The 21,283-nt window shown below is 72.2% G+C and carries 22 protein-coding genes; 7 read left to right on the top strand and 15 right to left on the bottom strand.

Going from position 1 to position 21,283, the window contains the following annotated elements:
* Positions 1–24 precede the first annotated feature (24 nt).
* The 7 genes from NP777_RS31605 to NP777_RS31575 all read right to left on the bottom strand — a co-directional run bounded on the left by NP777_RS31605 (position 25) and on the right by NP777_RS31575 (position 6,377).
* A complete protein-coding gene (locus tag NP777_RS31605; protein WP_256653587.1) occupies positions 25–414 on the bottom strand; it encodes a TOBE domain-containing protein in 390 nt (129 codons plus the stop codon).
* Between the two features lie 120 nt (positions 415–534).
* Positions 535–1,956 (bottom strand): FAD/NAD(P)-dependent oxidoreductase, encoded by a 1,422-nt coding sequence (locus tag NP777_RS31600; protein WP_305890332.1) that lies wholly within the window; start codon positions 1,954–1,956, stop codon positions 535–537.
* Positions 1,946–2,257, bottom strand: a complete 312-nt coding sequence (locus NP777_RS31595) for a (2Fe-2S)-binding protein (protein WP_256653586.1) — start codon at positions 2,255–2,257, stop codon at positions 1,946–1,948. The genes NP777_RS31600 and NP777_RS31595 overlap by 11 nt, the downstream gene beginning before the upstream one ends.
* A complete protein-coding gene (locus tag NP777_RS31590; protein WP_256653585.1) occupies positions 2,238–3,608 on the bottom strand; it encodes an NAD(P)/FAD-dependent oxidoreductase in 1,371 nt (456 codons plus the stop codon). Before NP777_RS31590 ends, NP777_RS31595 begins: the two co-directional genes overlap by 20 nt.
* Positions 3,605–4,288: a GntR family transcriptional regulator gene (locus tag NP777_RS31585; protein WP_256653584.1), complete on the bottom strand. Its 684-nt coding sequence runs from the start codon at positions 4,286–4,288 to the stop codon at positions 3,605–3,607. The genes NP777_RS31590 and NP777_RS31585 overlap by 4 nt, the downstream gene beginning before the upstream one ends.
* A gap of 27 nt (positions 4,289–4,315) precedes the next feature.
* On the bottom strand, positions 4,316–5,317 hold the full coding sequence (locus NP777_RS31580; protein ID WP_256653583.1) for a proline racemase family protein: 1,002 nt from the start codon (positions 5,315–5,317) through the stop codon (positions 4,316–4,318).
* Between the two features lie 148 nt (positions 5,318–5,465).
* Complete coding sequence (locus NP777_RS31575; RefSeq protein WP_256653582.1) at positions 5,466–6,377, bottom strand: dihydrodipicolinate synthase family protein; 912 nt, start codon at positions 6,375–6,377, stop codon at positions 5,466–5,468.
* Positions 6,378–6,822: 445 nt separating this feature from the next.
* Here NP777_RS31575 and NP777_RS31570 point away from each other — a divergent pair, with 445 nt between their 5' ends.
* Together NP777_RS31570 and NP777_RS31565 are read left to right on the top strand one after the other, a co-directional pair.
* Positions 6,823–8,619, top strand: a complete 1,797-nt coding sequence (locus NP777_RS31570) for a cellulose-binding domain-containing protein (RefSeq protein ID WP_256653581.1) — start codon at positions 6,823–6,825, stop codon at positions 8,617–8,619.
* A gap of 115 nt (positions 8,620–8,734) precedes the next feature.
* A complete protein-coding gene (locus tag NP777_RS31565; RefSeq protein ID WP_191066830.1) occupies positions 8,735–9,079 on the top strand; it encodes a hypothetical protein in 345 nt (114 codons plus the stop codon).
* A 412-nt stretch (positions 9,080–9,491) separates the two neighbouring features.
* Here the strand turns inward: NP777_RS31565 and NP777_RS31560 are convergent, their stop codons facing one another.
* On the bottom strand, positions 9,492–10,190 hold the full coding sequence (locus NP777_RS31560) for a response regulator transcription factor (protein WP_256653580.1): 699 nt from the start codon (positions 10,188–10,190) through the stop codon (positions 9,492–9,494).
* 217 nt (positions 10,191–10,407) lie between these two features.
* Here NP777_RS31560 and NP777_RS31555 point away from each other — a divergent pair, with 217 nt between their 5' ends.
* The 5 genes from NP777_RS31555 to NP777_RS31535 all read left to right on the top strand — a co-directional run bounded on the left by NP777_RS31555 (position 10,408) and on the right by NP777_RS31535 (position 15,118).
* Positions 10,408–11,799 carry an aldehyde dehydrogenase family protein gene (locus NP777_RS31555; RefSeq protein ID WP_391858615.1) on the top strand — a complete coding sequence of 464 codons (1,392 nt, stop codon included), beginning with the start codon at positions 10,408–10,410 and terminating at the stop codon, positions 11,797–11,799.
* A gap of 62 nt (positions 11,800–11,861) precedes the next feature.
* On the top strand, positions 11,862–12,962 hold the full coding sequence (locus tag NP777_RS31550) for an AMP-binding protein (RefSeq protein WP_256653579.1): 1,101 nt from the start codon (positions 11,862–11,864) through the stop codon (positions 12,960–12,962).
* 270 nt (positions 12,963–13,232) lie between these two features.
* Positions 13,233–13,643, top strand: a complete 411-nt coding sequence (locus NP777_RS31545) for a hypothetical protein (protein WP_256653578.1) — start codon at positions 13,233–13,235, stop codon at positions 13,641–13,643.
* Between the two features lie 87 nt (positions 13,644–13,730).
* Positions 13,731–14,399, top strand: a complete 669-nt coding sequence (locus NP777_RS31540; protein ID WP_256653577.1) for a DUF3105 domain-containing protein — start codon at positions 13,731–13,733, stop codon at positions 14,397–14,399.
* On the top strand, positions 14,396–15,118 hold the full coding sequence (locus NP777_RS31535) for a DUF305 domain-containing protein (RefSeq protein WP_256653576.1): 723 nt from the start codon (positions 14,396–14,398) through the stop codon (positions 15,116–15,118). Before NP777_RS31540 ends, NP777_RS31535 begins: the two co-directional genes overlap by 4 nt.
* 35 nt (positions 15,119–15,153) lie before the next feature.
* Here NP777_RS31535 and NP777_RS31530 read toward each other — a convergent pair whose 3' ends face one another.
* The 7 genes from NP777_RS31530 to NP777_RS31500 form a co-directional block, all read right to left on the bottom strand.
* Positions 15,154–15,699: a TetR-like C-terminal domain-containing protein gene (locus NP777_RS31530; protein ID WP_256653575.1), complete on the bottom strand. Its 546-nt coding sequence runs from the start codon at positions 15,697–15,699 to the stop codon at positions 15,154–15,156.
* Positions 15,700–16,047: 348 nt separating this feature from the next.
* Positions 16,048–17,517, bottom strand: coding sequence for an alpha/beta hydrolase (locus NP777_RS31525; protein ID WP_256653574.1), 1,470 nt, complete (start codon positions 17,515–17,517; stop codon positions 16,048–16,050).
* Between the two features lie 280 nt (positions 17,518–17,797).
* Positions 17,798–18,217, bottom strand: coding sequence for a GNAT family N-acetyltransferase (locus NP777_RS31520; protein ID WP_256653573.1), 420 nt, complete (start codon positions 18,215–18,217; stop codon positions 17,798–17,800).
* Between the two features lie 98 nt (positions 18,218–18,315).
* Positions 18,316–19,116, bottom strand: coding sequence for a protein kinase domain-containing protein (locus NP777_RS31515; protein WP_256653572.1), 801 nt, complete (start codon positions 19,114–19,116; stop codon positions 18,316–18,318).
* 118 nt (positions 19,117–19,234) lie between these two features.
* Positions 19,235–19,849, bottom strand: a complete 615-nt coding sequence (locus tag NP777_RS31510; RefSeq protein WP_256653571.1) for a hypothetical protein — start codon at positions 19,847–19,849, stop codon at positions 19,235–19,237.
* Positions 19,850–19,920: 71 nt separating this feature from the next.
* Positions 19,921–20,367: a hypothetical protein gene (locus NP777_RS31505; protein ID WP_256653570.1), complete on the bottom strand. Its 447-nt coding sequence runs from the start codon at positions 20,365–20,367 to the stop codon at positions 19,921–19,923.
* Between the two features lie 677 nt (positions 20,368–21,044).
* Positions 21,045–21,283 (bottom strand): ATP-binding protein (locus NP777_RS31500; protein WP_256653569.1); only part of this gene is annotated, 239 nt, incomplete at its 5' end.

Genomic DNA, 21,283 nt, shown 5'->3' with positions numbered 1-21,283 from the left:
CTGTGCCGCCCTCGGCGCGCATGTTCACGGCGTTTCCACGACCACGTTGGTCGACTTGATCACGGCGACGGCCGGAACGCCCGGCTCCAGCTTCAGCTCCTCCGCCGACTCGCGGCTGATCATGGACACCACGCGGAACGGGCCCGCCTGGATCTCCACCTGCGCGGACACATCGCCGAGGATCACCTCGGTGACGATCCCCGAGAAGCGATTGCGGGCCGAGGAGCCGGGGTGATCGCGGTCCGTGCCGCTGGCGACCTCGCGGGCGAACGCGGCGAGCGCCGGGCCCGGGATGATCCGGCGCCCCTGCTCGTCCCGTTCGGCGGACAGCCGTCCGCTGTCGACCCAGCGCCGCAGGGTGTCGACGCTGACCCCCATCAGGGCCGCGGCCTCACCGATCCGGTACGTATGCATCCGCCGATGGTAGCGCCGCATCTGCGAGGCGGTACATGTCGATCAGGTGGTATCCGTCCAACGATTCGGGTACGGAGGCTGGCATCTGCGCGAGCGACAGGGGGCAGGCGCCCGCGAGCGCTAGGACTCCTCGTCCGCGTCGTCCCCCAGCTCCGCCAGCTCCCCCAGCGTCACCGGCGCCGCGAACGGCCGTGCCGAGAGCGGCCGCAGATCCTCCGCCGTGGCCGGGCGGCCGGTCAGCGACGCGGTGACGGCGGCGACCGCGAAACCGCAGATCCGGCCCTGGCACCAGCCCATCCCCGGGCGGGCCAGGAGCTTCATGGTGCGGGGGTCCTCGGCGCCGAGTTCGGTACGGGCGCGGCACAGCTCCCCGTACGTGACCTCCTCGCAGCGGCAGACCACCGTGCGCTCGGTCAGCCGCTCGGTCCACCCGTCGGGCACGGGGTACGTGCGGTGTAGCGCGGCGGCGAACGCCCGGCCGTGGCGGATCGCGGTGCGCAGCCGTCGTACGGCGCGCGGATCCACCGGCAGCCCGTGCGCCGCCGCCAGCGACAGGGCGGCCAGCCGCCCCTCGGCGACGGCCAACGCGGCACCGCCCACGCCCGCGGTCTCCCCCGCGGCCAGGACGTCCGGGACGGTGGTGCGCTGCCGGGCGTCGACCGCGACGACGAGGGAGCCGTCGAGGTCGCGCCGGGTGGCGGCGCCGACCATCAGCGGCAGTTCGAGGGCGGGGGTGAACCCCCAGCCCAGCGCCACCAGATCGGCCTCGAGCACCTCGCCGCCGTCGAGCCGCACCGCGCGCACCCGGTCCTCGCCCAGGATCTCGGTCACCGTGGTCCTGGTCCGGTACGGGATGCGGTGGCGGGCCAGCAGCGCCGCGTACCGCACCGCCTCGGCGGACTTGGCGGGCGCCCGCACCGCCCCGTCCAGGTGGCGCAGCCAGCCATGCGCCGGGTTGGCCTCGCATACGGCGAGGACGCGCACCCCCGCCTGCGCCAGGCCCGTCGCGACCGGCAGCAGGAACGGGCCCGTGCCCGCGACCACCGCGCGCCGCCCCGCCACCGCCCGGTGCCCCTTCAGCAGTGCCTGGACGCCTCCGGCCGCCATCACCCCGGGCAGCTCCCAGCCGGGGACCGGCAGTTGGCGGTCGTACGCGCCGCAGCAGAGCACCAGCGCACCGGCCCGCACCAGGTCCCGCTCGACGGGGGCCGTCTCGTACGGACCGTTCAGGCGCAGCGTGAACGGCCCGCTGTCCGGGCGGGGGCGGTCGATCAGCCAGACCTGATGGCCGGGAAGGTAGTGGAGGCGGCCGAGGTGGCGCTGGTGGCGCAGCCGGGCGCGGAGGCGGGTGAAGAGCCGCCCGTGCTGGTGGCGAGGGGGCCTCGAGTGCTCGTCGTGGCGCCAGTACTGGCCGCCGGGCAGCCGCCCGGCGTCGATGAGCACCACGTCGAGGCCTGCCTCGGCGGCCCCGACGGCGGCGGCGAGCCCGGCGGGCCCCGCGCCCACGACGGCTACGTCGTACGTCGGCAGATCAGTCCCCATCGCCGCCCTCACCCTCGCGATCGCCTTCCGTCGACAGCCGCATCCCGTCCCGCGCCGGGACCAGGCAGGCCCGCTGTCCCGGGCGCCCGTCCACGGTGATCAGACAGTCGAAGCAGACCCCGATCCCGCAGAACAGCCCGCGCGGTCCGCCCGCGCGCCGTGTGGTCCGCCAGGCCACGATCCCGGCGGCCACCAGCGCCGCGCCCACGCTCTGGCCGGGCCGCGCGGTGACCGTCGTACCGTCGAAGGTCAGCCGGTAGGGCGACGGCCCCGTGCGCTCCTCACTCCCCGCGTGACTCATCCGCACCACCCTCCTCGAACCGTTCGGGGGCGAACGGCGTCAGGTCCAGATCCGTCGCCTCCCCCGTCAGCGCCTGCGCGATCAGCTTCCCCGTCCCGGCCGCGAGGCCGATCCCCGCGCCCTCGTGGCCGCAGGCGTGCCACAGCCCGGGGGCGCGCGGGTCGGGGCCGATGACCGGCAGATGGTCGGGGCAGTACGGCCGGAAGCCCGCGTACACGCGCATCGCCCGCACCGACGCCAGCATCGGGAACAGCCCGATCGCGCCCCGGGCCAGCGCCCGTACGGCGGCGGGGGACGGCCGCCGGTCGAAGCCGACCCGCTCCCGGGTGGAGCCGATCAGCACCGTGCCGCCGCCCGTGCCCTCCACGACCGGCGACGCCTGGAGCTCCGCGTCCGAACTGGCCACGGCGTCCACGTAGTCGGCCGCGTAGACCTTGTGCCGTACGGTCGCGGGCGGCAGCGGTTCGGTGACGAGGACGAAGCCCCGGCGTGGCAGCACCGGCAGCTCGACGCCCGCGAGCCCGGCCACCGCACCGGCCCAGGTGCCCGCCGCGTTGAGGACGGCGGGGGCGCTGACGGTGCCGTGGGGTGTCCGTACGCCGGTGACCGGGGCGCCCGCGTCCCGTCCTCCCGGAGCGCCCGCGTCCCGTCCTCCCGGAGCGCCCGCGTCCGCTCGCCCCGCGGGGGCCGGGGCACCCGTACGCCCTCCCCTCGAGGTGGCCGGTGAGCCCGTACGTCCTCCCGGCCCCAGGAACCCCACCACCTCCGTCCCCGTCCGCACCACCGCCCCGCGCTGCCGCGCGAGCCGCAGCAGGTGGGCCGCCGCCAGCATGGGCTGCACCTGGGCGTCCTGCGGATACAGCGCGCCCCCGGCGGCCTCGCGGGTCAGCCGTGGTTCGAGTGCCGGGAGTTCGGCCCCGGACACCTCCCGTACGACGACACCGCGAGCCCGCTGCCGCTCGGCCAGCGTCCGCAGCGCGCCCAGTGCGGCGGGCGTGGAGGCCACCACCAGCCCGCCCTTCCGCTCGAACTCCCACCGCTCGCCGTACGGGCCCAGGTCCTCGCCCCACACCTGCCGCGAGTACCGCGCGAGCTCCAGCTCCGGGCCCGGCTCCTTGTCCGAGACCAGGACGTTCCCCTCGCCCGCGCCCGAGGTGCCGCCCGCGATGGCGCCCCGGTCGACCACCACGACCCGCAGCCCGGCGAGGGTGGCGAACCAGGCGGCGGCCGCGCCGACGACTCCGGCGCCGACGACGACGAGGTCGGCGGTCTTCGGCAAGTCCTGGTGTGTCGAGAAGTCCTGGTGTTTCGAGAAGTCCTGCTGTGTCGAGTCGATTCCGCCGCGAGTCATGGGCCACCGGCCCACAGCCCGCGCACATGGCCGATATGGCGATGCGTCATGGCCTCGGCCTCCTCCGCGTCCCCCGCCTCCACGAGGTCGAGAAGCGCGTGGTGCTCGGCCGCCGACTGGCCGAGCCGTCCGCTCTCCAGCAGCGGAATGAGCCCCAGCAGCCGGGTCTGGGAGCGGAGTTCGGAGACCACGTCCACCAGGCGCCGGTTCCCGGCATGGCCGAGCAGGGTGAGGTGGAAGACCCGGTCGGCCTCGATATAGCCGATGAGGTCACCGCGTTCGGCCGCGTCCACGATGGCCTGGGCCAGCTCCCGCAGCGCGGGCAGCTCCCCGGGCGGGATACGGGGGACGGCCTCCCGTACGGTGGGCGGCTCGATGAGCAGGCGGATGGACGCCAGATCGTCCAGGTCCCGCTCGGAGACCTCGGTGACCCGGAACCCCTTGTTGGGCACCGAGACCACCAGCCCCTCCTTCACCAGGTCGAGCATCGCCTCGCGGACGGGCGTGGGGGAGACGTCGAAGCGGGCGCCGAGGGCGGGCGCCGAGTAAACGGCGCCGGGGGCGAGTTCACCGGAGATGATGCCCGCGCGCAGGGCGTTCCTGACCCGGTCGCGCAGGCTTTCGCGCCTGCCGAGCGGCTCGAGGCTGGAGCCGCGGCCCCGGGGAGCGGACCCGGTCATATCCCATCCACCACCGTTCTCCCCTCTCTACACCTGAAACCCGGCCGGGAACGGATCCTCGGGGTCGAGATGGAACTGGGCGGTGCCGGTGACCCACGCCCGCCCCGTGATCGAGGGCACGACGGCGGGCAGCCCCGCCACCGTGGTCTCCTCCACCAGCCGCCCGATGAACCGCGTCCCGATGAACGACTCGTTCACGAACTCCTCGCCGAGGCCCAGCTCACCGCGTGCGTACAGCTGCGCCATCCGCGCGGAGGTGCCGGTCCCGCAGGGGGAGCGGTCGAACCAGCCCGGACGGATGGCCATGGCGTGGCGGGAGTGGCGCGCCGTCGAGCCCGGGGCCTGGAGGTAGACATGGCGGCAGCCGGTGATGTCGGGCCGCTCGGGGTGGTGCGGCGGATCCTGTTCGTTCACCGCGTCCATGATCTTCAGCCCGGCGGACAGCAGCTCCTGCCCGGCCGCCCGCTCGAAGGGCAGCCCGAGGGCGTCCAGCTCCACGATGGCGTAGAAGTTGCCGCCGAAGGCGATGTCGTAGCGCACCTCGCCGAAGCCGGGCACCCGCACCGTACGGTCGGTGGCCAGGGAGAACGCGGCCACGTTCCGGATCGTCACCGAGGTGGCGGCCCCGTCGCGCACGGCGACCTCCGCGACCACCAGCCCCGCCGGGGTGTCCAGGCGGATGGTGGTGACCGGCTCCCGCACCTCGACCATCCCGGTCTCGACCAGCACGGTGGCCACCCCGATGGTGCCGTGGCCGCACATGGGCAGCACCCCGGACACCTCGATGAAGAGCACGCCGTGATCCGCGTCCGGCCGGGTCGGCGGCTGGAGGATGGCGCCGCTCATCGCGGAGTGGCCGCGCGGCTCGTACATCAGCAGGGTGCGCAGATCGTCACGGTGCTCGATGAACCACTGCCGGCGCTCGGCCATGGTCGCGCCGGGGAGCGTGCCCACGCCGCCGGTGACCACCCGGGTGGGCATGCCCTCGGTGTGGGACTCCACGGTGTGGAACACCCGCCGCGACCTCATCGGCGCCCCCTGCCCCGTATCCCGGCCCTCACCGGCACGGAAACCCCGACCGTCACGGCCCTCGCCTGCACGGCCCCGACCGTCACGGCCCTCGCCTGCACGGCCCCCACCGGCACGGCCCTCGCCTGCGCGGCCACCGGCACGGCCCTCACCGGTACCCCAGCGCGAGCACCGTCTCGGTCTCCCGGACGACGCGGGCCGCCATCTCCCCGGCCAGCCGCGAACGCGGCGGGCGGCAGGCTCCGCCACGCAGCCCGGCCAGGTCCATGGACACCTTGATGGCCTGGACGAACTCGGTCCTGGAGTCCCAGCGCAGCAGCGGATGCAGCGCGCGGTACAGCGGCAGCGCCTTCTCCAGATCCGCGCCGGAGCCCGAGGTGGCGAGCCGGTACAGCTCCACGGTGGCGTCGGGAATCGCGTTCGGATACCCGGCGATCCACCCCACGGCCCCGGCGAGCCCCAGCTCCAGCAGCACGTCATCGGCGCCGATCAGCAGATCAAGACCGGGGGCGCGCTCGGCGATCTCGTACGCCCGCCGGACATCCCCGCTGAACTCCTTGACCGCGACGATCAGCCCCTCCCCGTGCAGCTCGGCCAGGAGCTCCGGGGTGAGATCGACCTTGGTGTCATGGGGGTTGTTGTACGCCACCACCGGCAGCCCGGCCCGCGCCACCTCGCGGTAGTGGCCGACCACGGCCTCCCGCTCGGCGCGGTAGCTGTTCGGCGGCAGCGCCAGCACCGCCCGCGCCCCGGCCTCCCCCGCCTGCTCCGCCCACCGCCGGCTCTCCACCGCCCCGTACGCCGCCACCCCCGGCATCACCCCGAACCCCTCGGGCGCGGCCTCCACCGCCACCCGCACCACCCGGGCCCGCTCCTCGTCCGTCAGGGTCTGGTACTCCCCCAACGACCCATTGGGGCAGACCCCGTCACAGCCGTGCTCGGCGAGAAACCGCACATGGGCGGCGTAACCCTCGTAGTCGACCGACAACTCGTCATCGTCATGGAACGGAAGCGCCGTGGCGACATGAACGCCACGCCAGGGCGCGGAGAAATCAGGCATGCGGAACCTCCTGGGGGAGGGGACCAGGCCACTGTCCCTTTACCCTTTCAAGGTAGCAGTACAATGTCACACCGTACAGTCCTCGGCACGAGGGGATCCGCCCACCGGAACTCACCGAGAACGCACAGGAGTTCACAGTGCGAACTGTGCGGTCTATACCTTTTGCGGGTGTGGCCATTGTGTCGCACGCGACAGCGAACCTGACTACTATTCACGTTGGTTCGGCCGGTTCCCACGGCTTGTCAGGTGGCTCGTAATCCAAAACGGGGACTGCTCTTCGTCTCTTGTCAGCCAGGTCACCGGCGTGAAAGGCTCGGCGCGCCCCGTAAGGGGAATCCCCAACTCCGAGGCACCGCTGTGCTGTTGGCTGACCACCCCGCGGCCCGTTTGTGAGAGGGTTGCCCCCGGCGGGGGCGCCGCTGTTCGTGAGTGAGGAATTGCCTCCATGCCCGACCACTCATCTCCCAGGGAATCGCCCGGGGACGGCTCCCCGACGCGCCGTGGGGTCGCCGAGGCGCCCGGCGAAGATGTCGATGGCGCGGCCTCCGCCACGGCGTTGCTGGGCGCGTACTGGGACGCGGTCGCCGATTACGCGGAGCTGTGCACCACCACCCCGGAAGACGGGATGCGGCTCGCCACCGAGGCGTTCCGGCGGGGGATCCGGGAGACCCGCAACCGCCGCACCCGGGGCTTCGGCAAGCGCCTCCCGTGGCTTCCGCTCTTTCTGACCTCCGTACGGAAGACCGCCGCCGACTGGGACGCCCACCGGCACGGGGACCGGCTCAACCCCGAGCTGCGGACCTGGCTGGCCTCCGACCTCGCCGCCCGGTTCGCCGCACCGCCCCGCGACCAGCCGCTCGCCCTGCGCGCGTTGCGGGACCTGCCGGAGGCGGACGGGGAACTGCTGTGGCTCGTCGAGGTGGAGGCGCGGTCCACCGAGGCGGTGGCCCGGCAGCTGGGGTACGACCCCGACTACGCCACCGATGAGATCGCCCGGGTCCGCGCGGCCTTCCGCGAACGGTGTCAGCGCGCCCATGTGGACACCCTCACCGACGAGGAGTGCCGCAGCTACGCCAAGCTGCTGGACGCCGCCACCCGGGCGCCCGACTCCCCCTCACCCGCCGACCTGTGGCAACACCTCGCCCGTTGCCGCACCTGCCGGGACGCCGCCACCTGCATGTACGTGGACGGCGCCGGGCTGCCCGGCGCGCTGGCGGGCGGGGTCATCGGCTGGGGCGCGCACCTCTACCTCAAGCGGCGCCGCGCGCTCGCCGAGCGGACCCCGGGCGCCGCGCCGAGCGCCCGCGCCGCCGCGCCCACCGCGCACGCGGTCCGCGCGCCGCTGTGGGAGCGGCTGCGCGACCGGGTCCTGGACACGATCGGGGCGCGGCGGAGCAGACCCGCCGGTGGTGTGGAGGGCAGAGCCGGCGGCGTGGAGGGCAGAGCCGGTGCGGGCGGCAGAGCCGGTGCGGGCGGCACGAGCGGGGCTCGCTCCGGGGGGCACCGGGTCGTCCGGGGCCGCGCCGCCCGCCGCCGCTTACGCAGAGCCCGTACGACGGTCATCCTGGCGGTGATAGCCGTCGTCGCCCTCGCCGCACTGGTCGCGATGACCAGAACCGCCGCCGACTCCGACAACCGCACCGGCGGTTCCACGGGCCCCGAGGTGACCCCCGGCAGTCTGGGCCCCGCCACCTCCTCGCCGTACAACCCCGGCGCCCCCGCCTCCCCCAGCCCCTCCAAGAGCGAGGAGGGGAAGGACGGGAAGGACGGGAAGGGCTCCGGCAAGGGGCACGAGGAGAAGCACGGGCGCTCCCCCGCCCCGTCCGCCCCGTCCGCCTCGTCCTCCAAGGGCGACTCCGGCTCCGGCTCCGGCTCCACGTCCGGCCACGGCGGCAAACCGCCCTCCGGCCACCGGAGGCCCGGCGGCGACGCCGACTGCACGGCCCGTTTCCAGGTGGTCAACGAATGGCCCGACGGCTTCCAGGCCGCCGTCACCCTCACCTCCCGCGAATCCCTCAATGACTGGCGGGTCACCTGGACCTTCCACGACTCCCAGCGGGTGACGCAGATGTGGGACGGGGAGTTCACCCAGCACGGCTCGAAGGTGACCGCCACCCCGGCCGACTACAACAAGCGGGTCAAGGCCGGTGGCTCCCTCTCCATGGGCTTCCTCGGCAGCCGGCGCGACGGCAACCGGCCGCCCGGCTCCTTCACCCTGAACGGCCGCCCCTGCGCGGACTGACGGCGTCTTCCACAAACGCTCCACACCGCTCCATACCGCCCGCACCGCTCCATACCGCTCCGCACCACCCGGATGGCGGAACAAGACCTCCGCCCCCGGGGGAATCCATCTCGGAATGAGCAGTGTCCTCAGCGGCATCGTGACCCTGCCCCCCGACGCCCCCGCCGGGCGGGCGGCGCGGGTGGTGGTGGAGGTGCGCAACGTGTCCCGCTCCGACACCCCCGAGTCGATCGTGGCCGCGCAGGTCCTCACCGATGTGCCACTGAGCCCGGGCGGCCACGTCCCGTTCAGTGTCACCGTCCCCGGGGAGCTGGTCCCGGGGGACAACTACGGGCTGCGGGTCCATGTGGACGTCAGCGGCTCCGGGGTCATGGAGAACGGCGATCTGGTCAGCGCCGAGGCCAACCCCGTACCGGCCGGATCCACCGCGGGGCTGATCGCCCCGGTCACGATCGTCTGAGGTGACGGGTCCAGCGACCTGCGGAAGGTGCGCTTGTGGTTGAGGAACGTCTGGACCTCGGTGTGGTCCGCCCGCTTCGCCCGCTCGACCCGCTTCGTCAGCCGGGCCACCGACCCGCGGACGGTCGCCGGGCCCTTAGCCGCTTCAGCGCCCGGTCCAGCCGCTCCAGCCGCTTGTCGATCTTCTTGGCGCGCTTGCACAGCCCCCGGGAGCCGTCCCCCGCTCCCTTCGAACCGTCCCCCGCCCCCTTCGAACCGTCCCCCGCCCCCTTCGAACCGTCCCCCGCTCCCTTCGGCGCCTTCGCGCCCGGGGAGGCGCCCGGTGCCGAGGCCGGGGAGGGGCCGGGCCGTCCCGGGCTGGGGGAAACCTAGGAACCTTCTTTGTGGAAACTCTGTGGGACAGGGCTACGGAGCTACGAGCCCTCGCCCGGCCGCAGGACGAACCCCACGCCGCGCACCGTGTGCAGCATCCGCGGGCGGCCGCCCGCCTCCAGCTTGCGGCGCAGATAGCTGACGAAGGTGTCCACGGCATCCGTACGAACGTCGAAGTCGTAGCCCCAGACGCGATCCAGCAGCTGATCGCGGGTGAGCACGATCCCGGCGTTGCGGGCGAACACGTCCAGCAGCTCGAACTCGCGCCGGGTGAGCCGCAGCTCCACCCCGTCCAGCCGCGCCTCCCGGGACTCCGGCACCATCTCCAGCGCACCGGCCCGCACCCGGTCGGTGGCGGCGGGCGGACGGCGGCGCAGCAGCGCGTGCAGCCGCAGCACCAGCTCCTGGAGGGCGAAGGGCTTGACGAGATAGTCGTCGCCCCCGGCCTGGAGCCCGGCCACCCGGTCGGCCACCTCGTCGAGCGCCGACAGCATCAGCACGGGCACGTCATTGCCGTCCGCGCGCAGGCCGCGGCACACCTCGATCCCACTCAGGTCGGGCATGGAGATGTCCAGGACCACTACATCGGGCGCCCCGTCGCGCAGCGCGGCCAGCGCGGCGTGGCCGCCGTCCGCGAGGGTCACGGCGAACCCGTTGAGCCGCAGCCCGCGCTCCAGGGACCGCCGGATGGCCGCGTCGTCATCCGTCACCAGGACGCGACCGCTGCCCGTGCCTGCCATGTCCGGACCACCTCCGGCCCGGCATGGTACGTGCCCCGCCGTGCGCGCGGGCCGTTCCAGAGGGCGGGGCATGGCCTTTGGGCCAATTGACTCCGTCCCGTCCGCGCCGTGGGATTGGCCTGGTTCACCCTTTTCCCGCCGCGCCCGCCCAGGAGCCGGTGTGTCCCGCGCCCGCGAAGGAGCCAGCGTGTCCCAGCCCACCACCGCCCCGGATGCCCTGGACGCCCCGGTTGCCCTGGACGCCCTCGATGACCTGGACGCGCTGGGCCCCAAGGGGCCTTACCGCTCCCGCCACCGGCTCACCGTCAACGATGTCACCGGCGCGCCGATGGCCGAACTCTCCCTGGTGCCCCGGCTGTTCGTCACCCGGGCGCTGGCCGCGCTGCGCGCCGCCGATACCCTGCCCCTGGAGGAGCGGCTGGCCGCGCTGAAGCGGGCCGGGGAGCTGTTCGCCACCGGCACCGTGGCCGGGATGCCGGCAGCGGCGTACGAGGACGCGGTGTGCCGGATGTCGGGCACCCCGCTCGCCAATGTGCGGATCGCCGTGGAGGCGATACGGCTCAGCGCCACCGAGGCGCACCGCAGCGTCCAGGCGGCCCGCCCGGTGGGGGCGGTGGGCGACTGGCGCGATCCGTACGCCCGGAGCGGCACCGCGGTGTGGACCCGGCGCGGCGATGTCTTCGCGGTGCACGCCGCCGGCAACCACCCGGCCGTGCACGCCCTGTGGCTGGAGGCGCTGGCGCTGGGTTACCGGGTGGCCGTACGGCCCTCCCGCCGTGAGCCGCTCACCCCGTACCGGCTGGTCGGCGCGTTGCGCGAGGCGGGGTTCGGGACGGATCAGGTGGTGCTGCTGCCCACCGACCACGACGCGGCGGGCGAGATCCTGCACGGCGCGGACCTCTCCATGGTCTACGGCGGGCAGGAGGTCATCGACCGCTACGCCACCGATCCGGCGGTGCTGCCCAACGGGCCCGGCCGCTCCAAGATCCTGATCACCGCCGACCGGGAGTGGCGCGACCACCTCGATGTCGTGGTCGACTCGATCGCCCGCCACGGCGGCACCGCGTGCGTCAACGCCACCGCCGTCCTCGTCGAGGGCGATCCGGCGCCGGTCGCCGAGGCGCTGGCGGAGCGGCTCGCCGCGCTCCCCAGCCTGCCGCCGCAGGACGAGAAGGCGGTGCTGCCGGTCCATCCGCTCGAGGTCGCGCGCGGCTTCGAGCGCCTGCTGCTCGGCAAGGCCGCGGGCGCTCGGGCCTGGCTGGGCGGCGACGGCGTGGTGGACGACCTCGGCGACGGCAGCGCCGCCCTCCGCCCCGCCGTCTTCCAGCTCGACGATCCGCGGGACGCGCGGCTGGGCGTGGAGCTGTCGTTCCCCTGTGTCTGGGTGGCCCCCTGGACGCGGGAGGCGGGCGTCGCCGCGCTCCGGGACAGCCTGGTGGTCACGGCGATCACCGGGGACGAGGCGCTGCTGGACGGACTGCTCGCCGAGCCGTCCATCAAGAACCTCTACATCGGCGACCACCCCACCCACTGGATCGCCCCGGGCATCCCGCACGACGCGTATCTCGGTGAGTTCCTGATGCGTACGAAGGCCGTCATCCGCGGCTGACCCGATGAGTCCGCGCCCCTGCCGCCACCCCCGTACCTGCCGCCATCCGCGAGGAGCATCCCGTGCCGACAGCTTCCCTTTCGGTGCTCGACATCCCCTTCGACGAGCGCCCCGACCCCGATGAGTACATCCGCGCCGCCATGGAGTGGCACTTCGGCCCGGACACCGGCTCCCCGTTCTGGCTGCGGAGGGCGGAGACGCTGGACTTCGATCCCCGGCGGGACATCAAGGGCGTCGCCGATCTCGCGCTCTTCCCCAATGTCACCGGCGAGTTGCGCGAGGTGCCGGTGCGCGATCTGATCCCCCAGGGCTACGGCGCCGACGCCCGGATCGTCGGGGTCTTCGAAAGCGGCGGCACCACCGGCGCGCCCAAGCGGATCGTGTGTCTGCGCGACTGGCTGGACCGCCTCACCCACGGGCTCAGCGCCGACCTCGACGGGCTCGGCATCCCGCGCGGGGTGGACTGGCTCGCCATCGCCCCCAGCGGCCCCCATATGGTCGGCGAGATGGTCGCGGGCACGGCCGCCCGGCACGGCGGGCTGATGTTCCGTGTCGACATGGATCCGCGGTGGGTGAAGAAGCTGATCTCCACCGGGAAGGCCGAGGAGACCGACGCCTATGTGAACCATCTGGTGGAGCAGGCGGCGTACGTCCTGCGCACCCAGGACATCGGGGTGCTGATGACCACCCCGCCACTGCTGGAGCGGCTGGCCCGGCACGACGACCTCGTCGAGCTGATCAGCGAGAAGGTCAAGGGCATCATGTGGGGCGGCGCCCATATGGACGCCGACACCCGCGATCTGCTGCGCACCGAGGTCTTCCCCGGCTGTGAGCTCTACGGCACCTACGGCAACACCATGATCCTCGGCGGCGCCACCGAGCGGCTGGGGCTCGGCCCGGACGAGGCGTGTGTCTTCGATCCGCGTACGCCGCTCGTCACCTTCTCGGTGGTGGACCCCGCGAGCGGGCGGCCGGTGCCGTACGGCGAGCGCGGCCAGGTGGTGATGAACCACGTCAGCAAGTCCGCCCTGCTGCCCAACAACCTCGAACGCGATCTGGCGATCCGCGTCCCGCCGCCGGAGGGCGGGGTCGGGGACTCGGTGGCGGATGTGGGGCCGGTGGCGATGTTCGACGACGAGGTCGTGATCGAGGGCGTCTACTGATACGCGCCTCCTGATGGGCGTCTACTGATACGCGCTCTGATACGCGCCTCCTGATGGGCGCCTCCTGATGGGCGTCCACCAGACATCCGGACGCCGGAGGTGGCGGCGCGGCCGGCACCGGGCCGTCACCAGGCGTTTGCCGCGTTCCGCCATGCACCCATTCAGTCGCGACAGTCGCAGTGGTTACGATCTGGCGCGATGGGCAGAGGGCAGCGCGGAGGAGAGGCCCGCATACGGAGGGGCCACATAGGCCACATACGGAGGGACCCGGTGCGCGGCACCGTGCCTTCTGCCCTCTGCCGTGCCGTGCTGCTGCTCGCCGCGGCGATATGGGTGGCGCCCTCGTGCGTCCATCCCGCCGCCGCCCACCACGCCCTGTCGACGGGGTGCCCGCACCGCCTGGCGGAGACCGCGTCGGCCCAGCCGCACGAGGAGCCGGTCGCGTATCCGGCTCCGGGGCACCGCCCGTCCGACACCACCGGCTCGGGGTCCGGAAGCGACGACTGTGTCGCGGGCCCCCGGGGCGTGGTCCAGGCCCTGGTGCCCACGCCCGTGCCCCCGCCCACCCTCGCCGAGGTTCCGCCGCCCGACGGCCCCCGGGACCCGGACTCCGCCCGAGCGCCGCCGGACCACCCCGTCCGCGCCCTCGGCCTCCATCAACTCCAAGTACTTCGGACCTAGGCCGACGCCGGTCACCGCGATGCACCGCTCCACCCATCCAGTGTGCGAACTGCGCGAATTGCGCGAACTGCGAGGTTGAGGACAGCCATGGGCTCCAAGGGATCGAAGACGAAGGGCGCGGCGGCCGACCGCCGCGCGAAGATAGAGGAGTTGCGCCGCGCCGAGAAGGCCCGCGAGCGCCGGTACCGGATCATCACCATCACCTCGGTCACGGTGATCGTCGCCGGACTGGCCGTCGGGGGCTACTTCCTCGTCGACGCGAGCGACAAGAAGGAGGAGAAGGCGGCCGAGGTCACCTCGTCGGTCGTGCGGACCGGCGAGTTCAAGGGCATGAAGACCTGGAAGAACCTGGGCCGGACGCATGTCCAGGGCACGGTGAAGTACGCGATGTCGCCGCCGGTCGGCGGAAACCACAACCAGGTCTGGCAGAACTGCAACGGCGATGTCTACACCAAGCCGCTGACCAAGGAGAACGCGGTGCACTCGCTGGAGCACGGCGCGGTGTGGGTGACGTACACCGACAAGGCGTCGAAGGAGGACATCGCCACCCTCTCGGAGCGGGTCAAGAAGACCCCGTACTCGCTGATGAGCCCCTACCAGGAGCAGGACGCGCCGATCGTCCTCAACGCCTGGGGCAATCAGCTCGACGTCGAGAAGGCATCCGACCCGCGGGTGGCCGACTTCTTCAAGAAGTTCGTCCAGGGCAAGCAGACGCCCGAGCCCGGCGCCTACTGCACCAACGGGAAGACTTCGTGAGCGACGGGACCGCCGTCGGCCGCGCCTCCCGCCAGCCGCTGGTGGCGGGGATCGCCGCCGCCCTCGCCCTGCTGACGCTGGTGGCGGTGGCGGTGCTGTGGCTGACGAGCGACCGCTCGGAGGGCTCGACCGATACGGGGACGCCGAAGGACACCTCGGCCGAGGCCGGATTCGCCCGCGACATGTCGGTCCACCATCAGCAGGCCGTGGAGATGTCGTTCATCGTGCGCGACCGCACGAGCGACGACGAGGTGCGGCGGCTGGCGTTCGACATCGCGAGCACCCAGGCCACCCAGGCCGGGATGTTGCAGGGCTGGCTGGACATGTGGGGGCTGGACAAGATGTCCGAGGACCCGCCGATGACGTGGATGAAGCACATGTCGTCGGACGGCATGGCGGGCATGGACCACGGCTCGATGAAGGGCATGGGCTCCGGCATGGGCTCCACGTACAAGCCGCACGACGGCTCGCTCATGCCGGGCATGGCCACCAACAGCCAGCTCGACGAGTTGCGCAAGGCCAAGGGCAAGGCGGCCGAGGTGCTCTACCTGAAGCTGATGACCGCCCATCACAAGGGCGGCGTCGAGATGGCGAAGGGCGCGGTCGAGCTGGTCAAGGACTCGACCGAGAAGCATCTGGCCCGGACGATGGTCCAGGGCCAGCAGTCGGAGATCCAGCTGATGGCCGACATGCTCAAGGCACGCGGCGCGTCCTCCTGACCGCCGACGATGGCGCCCCTGTGATGGGGGCGCCATCACCCCTGCCGTACGAACACCCCGGACCGGGCCGCCTGATACGTCACCTCGACGGTGGTGTGCACCAGCCGCTCGTCGATGGCCCCGCGCAGGATGAGCACCCGGTAGTAGAGCGGCGCTCCCAGCGAGGCGATGACCTCCCACGCGTCGGTCCCCTCGGGGATGTCTCCCCGCTCGACCGCGTTCCGCACGATCAGGGTCACCTCCTCGGTCCGCCGTACGAACGCGTTACGGAGGATCTCCTCGACCCTGGTGTCATGCGCGGCGGCCGCGATCAGCCCCTGCATGACATTGCGGTTGCGCATGGCGTTGTTGAAGTCCGCGATGGCCTGGGTGAGTTGACTCAGATCCCGCCGAAAGTCCCCGGTGTCCGGGGTGGGCAGCGTCGAACTGCGCTCGGCCAGCAGGTCGACGACCACCCCCTCCACCGTCCGCCAGCGCCGCCGGATGGTCGACACATGCACCCCCGACCGCCGCGCGAGCCGGTCAAGGGTGAGCGCGGCGAACGAGTCGCGGTCGAGCTCCTCGTACGCGGCCGCCAACACGGCGGCCCGAGTCCGGGCCGTACGCCCTCCCGGGCGAGTCGACCCATGCGGTGGTCGCTCTGTCATGACGCGCCGACTCTACGGCCCCTCCACCCTCGTGAGCACCAGATCTTCACGACCCCCGGGCGCCGAACGCCCGGTAACCCATTGCACGGCGTACACGCCCCTCGCTAGTGTGACACCCGTTACTTAATGCGCGTGATAGCGCATTAGGACAACGTGGCGCAGAGTTTGCCGGACCTTCCTCACGAGGGGAAGGAAGGTCCAGCACGCTCCCTTTTCCACTCGTGGCCTTCGGGGTTGGGCGGCCGGGTGCGGTCAGCCGGCGCAGGATTCGTTCTGCTCCTGTTACTTGCTGGGTTCCGCCGCGCAGGCGAGGTCCCGCGACGGGCGCTGCCCGTGGGTCAGGAATGCCGTCACCGCCTCGTTCGCGCACGTATTGGCGCCGAACGGATAGACCCCGTGTCCGCCCTGGTCGGCCGTCACCATCGTGGCCCGCTTCCCGAACGCCCGCCGCAGCTTCTGGGCGCCGGCCAGCGGCGTCCCCGGGTCGCGCTCGTTCTGTGCCATGAGCACGTTCGACGGGCCCCGGTCGCCGATGCGCACCGGCGGCTCGACCCGCTTGTCCGGCCAGAACGCGCACGGTCCGATCCCGGCCGTGGACCCGCCCAGCATCGGGTATTTCTGCCGGTCGACCGCGACATTGCGCTGATACTCCCGGACCGTCCCCGGCCAGCGCGTATCACCGCATATCACAGAGAAACGCGCGGACATGAGGTTCTCGAGGTTGGGCAACGGCGGAGTGGACGGCACCGGCCGGTCCGTGTCGAGCGCCTGCCAGAACTCGGCCAGCTGGGGCATGAGCGCATCGGAGTAGAGACGGTCGAACGTGAACCCGCGGAACGCGTTGCCGTCGATGCCCTGGACCGGCTTCGTCTCCAACCGCTCCGCGAGATCGTAGAACTTCGCGGTCACCTGCTCCGGTGTGGTGCCCAGGCCGTACTCGGGGTGCGTGGCCACGAACGCCGCGAAGTCCGGGAACCGGTCCTCCAGTCCACGGGCGAACAACCGCATGGCCGTGACGTCGTAACCGCCGGGACCCAGGTTGCTGTCGAGCACGACCCGGTCGCTGCGGGTCGGGAACATCGTCGTGTACACCGCGCCGAGGTAGGAGCCGTAGGAATGACCGAGGTACGAGAGTTTCGGCTCACCCAGTGCCGACCGGATCCGGTCCATGTCGCGCGCGGTGTTCGCGGTGGTGGTGTGCGGCAGCATTTCCGCCGTCTTCGAGGTAGCGCACTGCTCGGCGATGGTCCGCGCGTTCCCCGCCTCCCGCGCGACATCGGCCGCGGTGTGCGCGTACGGCGGGAAGTTGCCGCGGTACTGCTGCTCCTGCGTGAGATCGCAGGTCACCGGCGTGCTGCGGCCGACACCGCGCGGGTCGAAGCCGATCAGGTCGTAGGAGTCCAGCACCTTCCGCGGCAGCTTTGAGGCGGCGAGAAGGGCCGGGTAGTCGAGTCCCGTGCCGCCGGGGCCGCCCGGATTGGTCAGCAGCACGCCGCGGCGCTGCGACGGCTTCTTGCTCGCCAGCCGGGAGATCGCGATCTCTATCCGCCGGCCGTCGGGTTCGCGGTAGTCCAGCGGGACTTCGAGCGTCGAGCACTGGAGACGGGGTGAGTCGGCCTTCTCCGGGCACGGGCCCCACCGCACGGTGTCCGGCGTCGCCGCCACCGACACCCCCGGCATCGCGGTCGCAGCCACCGCGGTCGCAGCCACCGCAGTGGCTGCGACGGCGAGGGACAAGGCTTTTCTACGCATCTGAAGTTCTCCTGAGAGGGACACGGGGGCGCCAGTTCCTTGCGGATGTGTGCCCAGCCACCGGACACCATGGCGACGAGCCCGACGAGCCCGTGTCGGATCCGGGTTGTCTCGGCACGTGAACGAGCCTGTCCGTGCGGCGCGGCCGGCACATCGGCCCGACGGCTCGAAACGACCTCGCCCACGGGCGAGCCCGTGATGCGGCTCCGGTCGAGGGCACCTCAGCCCTCGGTCCGACTCACCGGCCGCTCAATGGGGCTGCCGTGGACCGCGTCCGGCGCTACCCCGCGCCCGGCTCCGCTCGATGGCCACTGTCCGAGCCCGCCCGAGGTTGCGCTGTGGGCGGCATCCACACCATGTGTGCGTCGTTCACGGCGTTGAAGCCGAGCTGTTCGTAGAGCGCGTGCCCTTCGGCCGAGGCACGGAGCTGTACGTGTGAGCAGTCGTGCTCGGCGAGCCACTGCAAGAGGGCGATCAGACAGGCCCGCCCGTGGCCGTTGCGCCGGTGCGAGGGGTCGGTGATCACGGAGTGCACGTGTCCTACGTTGGCGGCGGTTGATCGAGGACTGGGGAGGCGTCTTGTGTATTCGCCAACGGCACAGGACAGCAGTGGGCCGGAGCCGGAGACACCGATCACGAACACCGCGAGCGACGAATCATGCTCCAGCCGCTCCGCGAAGGCACCCAGGCACCTTCGCATCCACGTGTCGTCCGAGGGCGCCGGCCCCAGACTGGTGAACATGACGTGCCGCAACCGTACGAGCTCCCGTGCGTCGGCGCTCGTGGCACGCCGAGGCCTCACGGGGCCATTCCTTCGAGGAGGGCTGCCAGTTCACCGGACGTGGGCCGCTTGTGCGGATCCGGGTGCAGACAGGCCATCAGGGCCTCTTCGAACGCCGGGAACGGCCACGGTCGCACCAAGGCGAGATCATGGGTGACGCCCTCGGCGATATCCCGCAACTTTCCTTGCCGCGGACCGTTCGGCTCGTGATAGGGCACGGGCCGCCGCCCCGTCCAGCACCAGAACAGCGACGCGCCCAGCGCCCATACATCGGATGCCGCTGTGACGGGGATGTGCTCGGTCTCGGAAGTGTCCAGCACGGCCTGGGCGATCTCCGGGGCGGTGGTGTGCGTGAGAGCTCCCCGGTACGGCACGCGACCGGTCTCCAGATCCGGCCGACCGGGAGTCACAGGACCGCACGCCAACGCATAGTCGATCAGCGTTGCCGTTCCGTCCTCGGTGACCAGCGTGTTAGTGGGCTGGATGTCGGCATGGGCCCAGCCGGTGGTGTGGAGGGCGGCTCCGGCACTCGCCATCGACCGGGCACATGTGATGAGGAGGCGGCGAGTGTCTGGGCCGGCGTCGCGCCGAGCCGGGGCGAGGGCGTTCCACATGGGGGCGCCCGGAGCCCAGGTCAGCGCCAGCCAGCGACCCGCCTCCCAGTGCCCAGCCCCGACCAGGTAGCCGGACGAGATGGCTGCCAGACGATCGAGTTCGGCGATGACGCGCGCCTCCCGATCGAGTTCTGCGCGCTTGTCGCGCTCCGCATGGCCCCCTTCGGCGTTGGCTTTCAGCGCGTACTGGCCGTTGGCCGCCACTACCTGCCACGCCCTCGACCCACGCCGGTCGGAAACTCTCCGGGCCCCGGTGATCAGTTCACCACGCTCGGCCAGATATGCGGCCAGGGCCCTTACGGGAGCCACCCACGGCGCTCTCTCATCCGTCATGGGGTACCTCTCCCTCGAGCTGATGAGCCGCCCAGGACCGCACTCGCGACCATGTCACATCAAGATCATCGCTCAGCCCGCCGGCCACGGCGAAGACGTCCCGGCCATCGTCTTGGGCCTGCGCGACAACGGTGGCCAGGCGTGGCGTGCGGGGCAGAAGCCGGGCATCCACGGTGGGCACCGCAGCGCGCACTGCGAGGAGCGGAAGCGGTGGCGGAACCACCGGCCGTCCCGTGCAGTCGGTTGCCCTCTGCTCCGGCCAGAACTTACCCGCCACGACGCCGACCGGACCATAGGCGGCCTTGAGAACCCAGTGCGGCCAGGTCAGCACACGTTGGCCCAGGTGCGGTGCGAGTTCGACCGCGATCACGGCGCATGCCAGTCGAGCACCTGCCGCTCGGCGCGCCCGCACGTCCTCGGCGACTTCCACGGCGATGGCGAACACCTCGGACGCGATGGTCTCCAGGTCGTTGCCCGCAGTCGACCGGTAGCGCATCCACCGGGTCTGCCCGGTCCGCGTCGCCGGAGTCAGATACGGGCAGTTCCCGGCTACGGCATCCATGTACGGCCCGAGGCCCACCGCCGCGGCGTCGCCGACGCTCACCTGGCTCAGCAGAGGAGGTGAGGGCAGGGCCCTGGCGGATTGGGTCCGCCGAGGCGCTGCTGCCGACGTGGTCATGGCCGTCGCGCGGCCGCGGTCCCAGTCGGCGTCGCGACCTCCTCGTCGCCCTCGCCGCCGCTCGGCACCGGCGAGCAGTCCCAGTTGGTGACCACGGTCCCGGTGCGTTCGTACCGGCTGAGGGTCTCCGTGTCGATCCCACCGGAAGCGTCGGCGAACCACACAGCGGGAAGAGCGCCGAAACGGGCGGTGTACTCGTCAACCCAGTCCACGCGACCCGCCCCCCTGACCGGCACGTGGCCGATGGGAGCGCCCGCGTGACGGCGGCAGAACGAGGCCAAGCCGACCGGGTCGGTTGCCAGGTCGTGCCATGCGGCATCGATGCGGGCGGAGAACATCGGCATTACACGGTTATCGCCGCGTGACTGGCGTTCGGCGTAGAGGGCGAAGAACTTGCCGAGTTCGTCGAGTTCGATACCGGCAGGGCTGGTTGGCACATCCATGGTGTTCCCTTCCTTTCAGAGACGGGCGTGAGAGCCGGTTCAACGTCGCGCCGCCTCTCGGGGCGGCGCCGCGCATGACAGGCACAGGCTGCGTGTGGTCATCGCCAAGGACGGCAGCGCCGTCCCCCTGGTCGGCTGAGTCGCGGGGCGCGGCTGCCGGTGGTCGCATTGTCCTTCCTGTTCCTAGCGGGGCACTCCATAGACGACGGAGCCCCGCCAGGCCCCGCGCACCTGCACATGGCCGCGGATTCGGCGCGATATCACCTCAGTTTCCTGCCCGCGCGGGGGTGGTCCGGCTTTGGTTCCTCGGTAGTCGTGCGTACGACCCACCCAGGTTGAGCCGGGCCTCAGTACCGCTGTCGGCCTCCGGGGTAGCGGACCGGTTCACGGCACTCTGGTGCGTCCGCAGGAGGGGGCCGAGCACCCAGCGCGTAACACAGAGCCGCGTGCAGTTGCTCCGCCTCGGGACCGTCAGCACCAGCGAGGCAAGGGCGACGTGCTGCCCGGAGCGGACGACCTGAAGCGGCAGCGCCAGGTGGCCATCCCGCGCGTGGCACAGACCACGGCCCGGGACAGGCCCGACCTGCCACGTCTCTGCCCCAACGGATCGGGATCGGTTCATTCACACGCTCCCCTCGGTGTCATTGGCGGCCTACCCGGCCCCGGTCCCATGGGCCTCACCCGTCGATCCCACATCGCAACTCGCCCCACACCCGCTTTCCCCAGGGCAACCGATCGGCCCCCCATCGCCAGGCGCACTCCTCCACCACGGCGAGGCCCCGTCCCCGCTCGTCGTCGGACCCGGCAGTGCGCGGCACGGGCAGCGTGCGGCACTTGTCCACGACGGCGATGCGGACCACGTCGGGCGCGGGGCGGGTGACGGTGACGCGGATGACGCGGCAGTCGGTGTGGTCCA

The sequence above is a fragment of the Streptomyces rugosispiralis genome (genome assembly GCF_024505145.1).
In the GTDB taxonomy this organism is placed as follows: domain Bacteria; phylum Actinomycetota; class Actinomycetes; order Streptomycetales; family Streptomycetaceae; genus Streptomyces; species Streptomyces rugosispiralis.
This window is presented reverse-complemented; position numbering and strand designations above follow the sequence as displayed.

Coding starts and splice junctions, on each gene's coding strand:
- NP777_RS31605 (WP_256653587.1), bottom strand. CDS start 414: ATGCATACGTACCGGATCGGTGAGGCCGCGGCCCTGATGGGGGTCAGC.
- NP777_RS31600 (WP_305890332.1), bottom strand. CDS start 1,956: ATGGGGACTGATCTGCCGACGTACGACGTAGCCGTCGTGGGCGCGGGG.
- NP777_RS31595 (WP_256653586.1), bottom strand. CDS start 2,257: ATGAGTCACGCGGGGAGTGAGGAGCGCACGGGGCCGTCGCCCTACCGG.
- NP777_RS31590 (WP_256653585.1), bottom strand. CDS start 3,608: ATGACTCGCGGCGGAATCGACTCGACACAGCAGGACTTCTCGAAACAC.
- NP777_RS31585 (WP_256653584.1), bottom strand. CDS start 4,288: ATGACCGGGTCCGCTCCCCGGGGCCGCGGCTCCAGCCTCGAGCCGCTC.
- NP777_RS31580 (WP_256653583.1), bottom strand. CDS start 5,317: ATGAGGTCGCGGCGGGTGTTCCACACCGTGGAGTCCCACACCGAGGGC.
- NP777_RS31575 (WP_256653582.1), bottom strand. CDS start 6,377: ATGCCTGATTTCTCCGCGCCCTGGCGTGGCGTTCATGTCGCCACGGCG.
- NP777_RS31570 (WP_256653581.1), top strand. CDS start 6,823: ATGCCCGACCACTCATCTCCCAGGGAATCGCCCGGGGACGGCTCCCCG.
- NP777_RS31565 (WP_191066830.1), top strand. CDS start 8,735: ATGAGCAGTGTCCTCAGCGGCATCGTGACCCTGCCCCCCGACGCCCCC.
- NP777_RS31560 (WP_256653580.1), bottom strand. CDS start 10,190: ATGGCAGGCACGGGCAGCGGTCGCGTCCTGGTGACGGATGACGACGCG.
- NP777_RS31540 (WP_256653577.1), top strand. CDS start 13,731: ATGGGCTCCAAGGGATCGAAGACGAAGGGCGCGGCGGCCGACCGCCGC.
- NP777_RS31525 (WP_256653574.1), bottom strand. CDS start 17,517: ATGCGTAGAAAAGCCTTGTCCCTCGCCGTCGCAGCCACTGCGGTGGCT.
- NP777_RS31520 (WP_256653573.1), bottom strand. CDS start 18,217: ATGCGAAGGTGCCTGGGTGCCTTCGCGGAGCGGCTGGAGCATGATTCG.
- NP777_RS31505 (WP_256653570.1), bottom strand. CDS start 20,367: ATGGATGTGCCAACCAGCCCTGCCGGTATCGAACTCGACGAACTCGGC.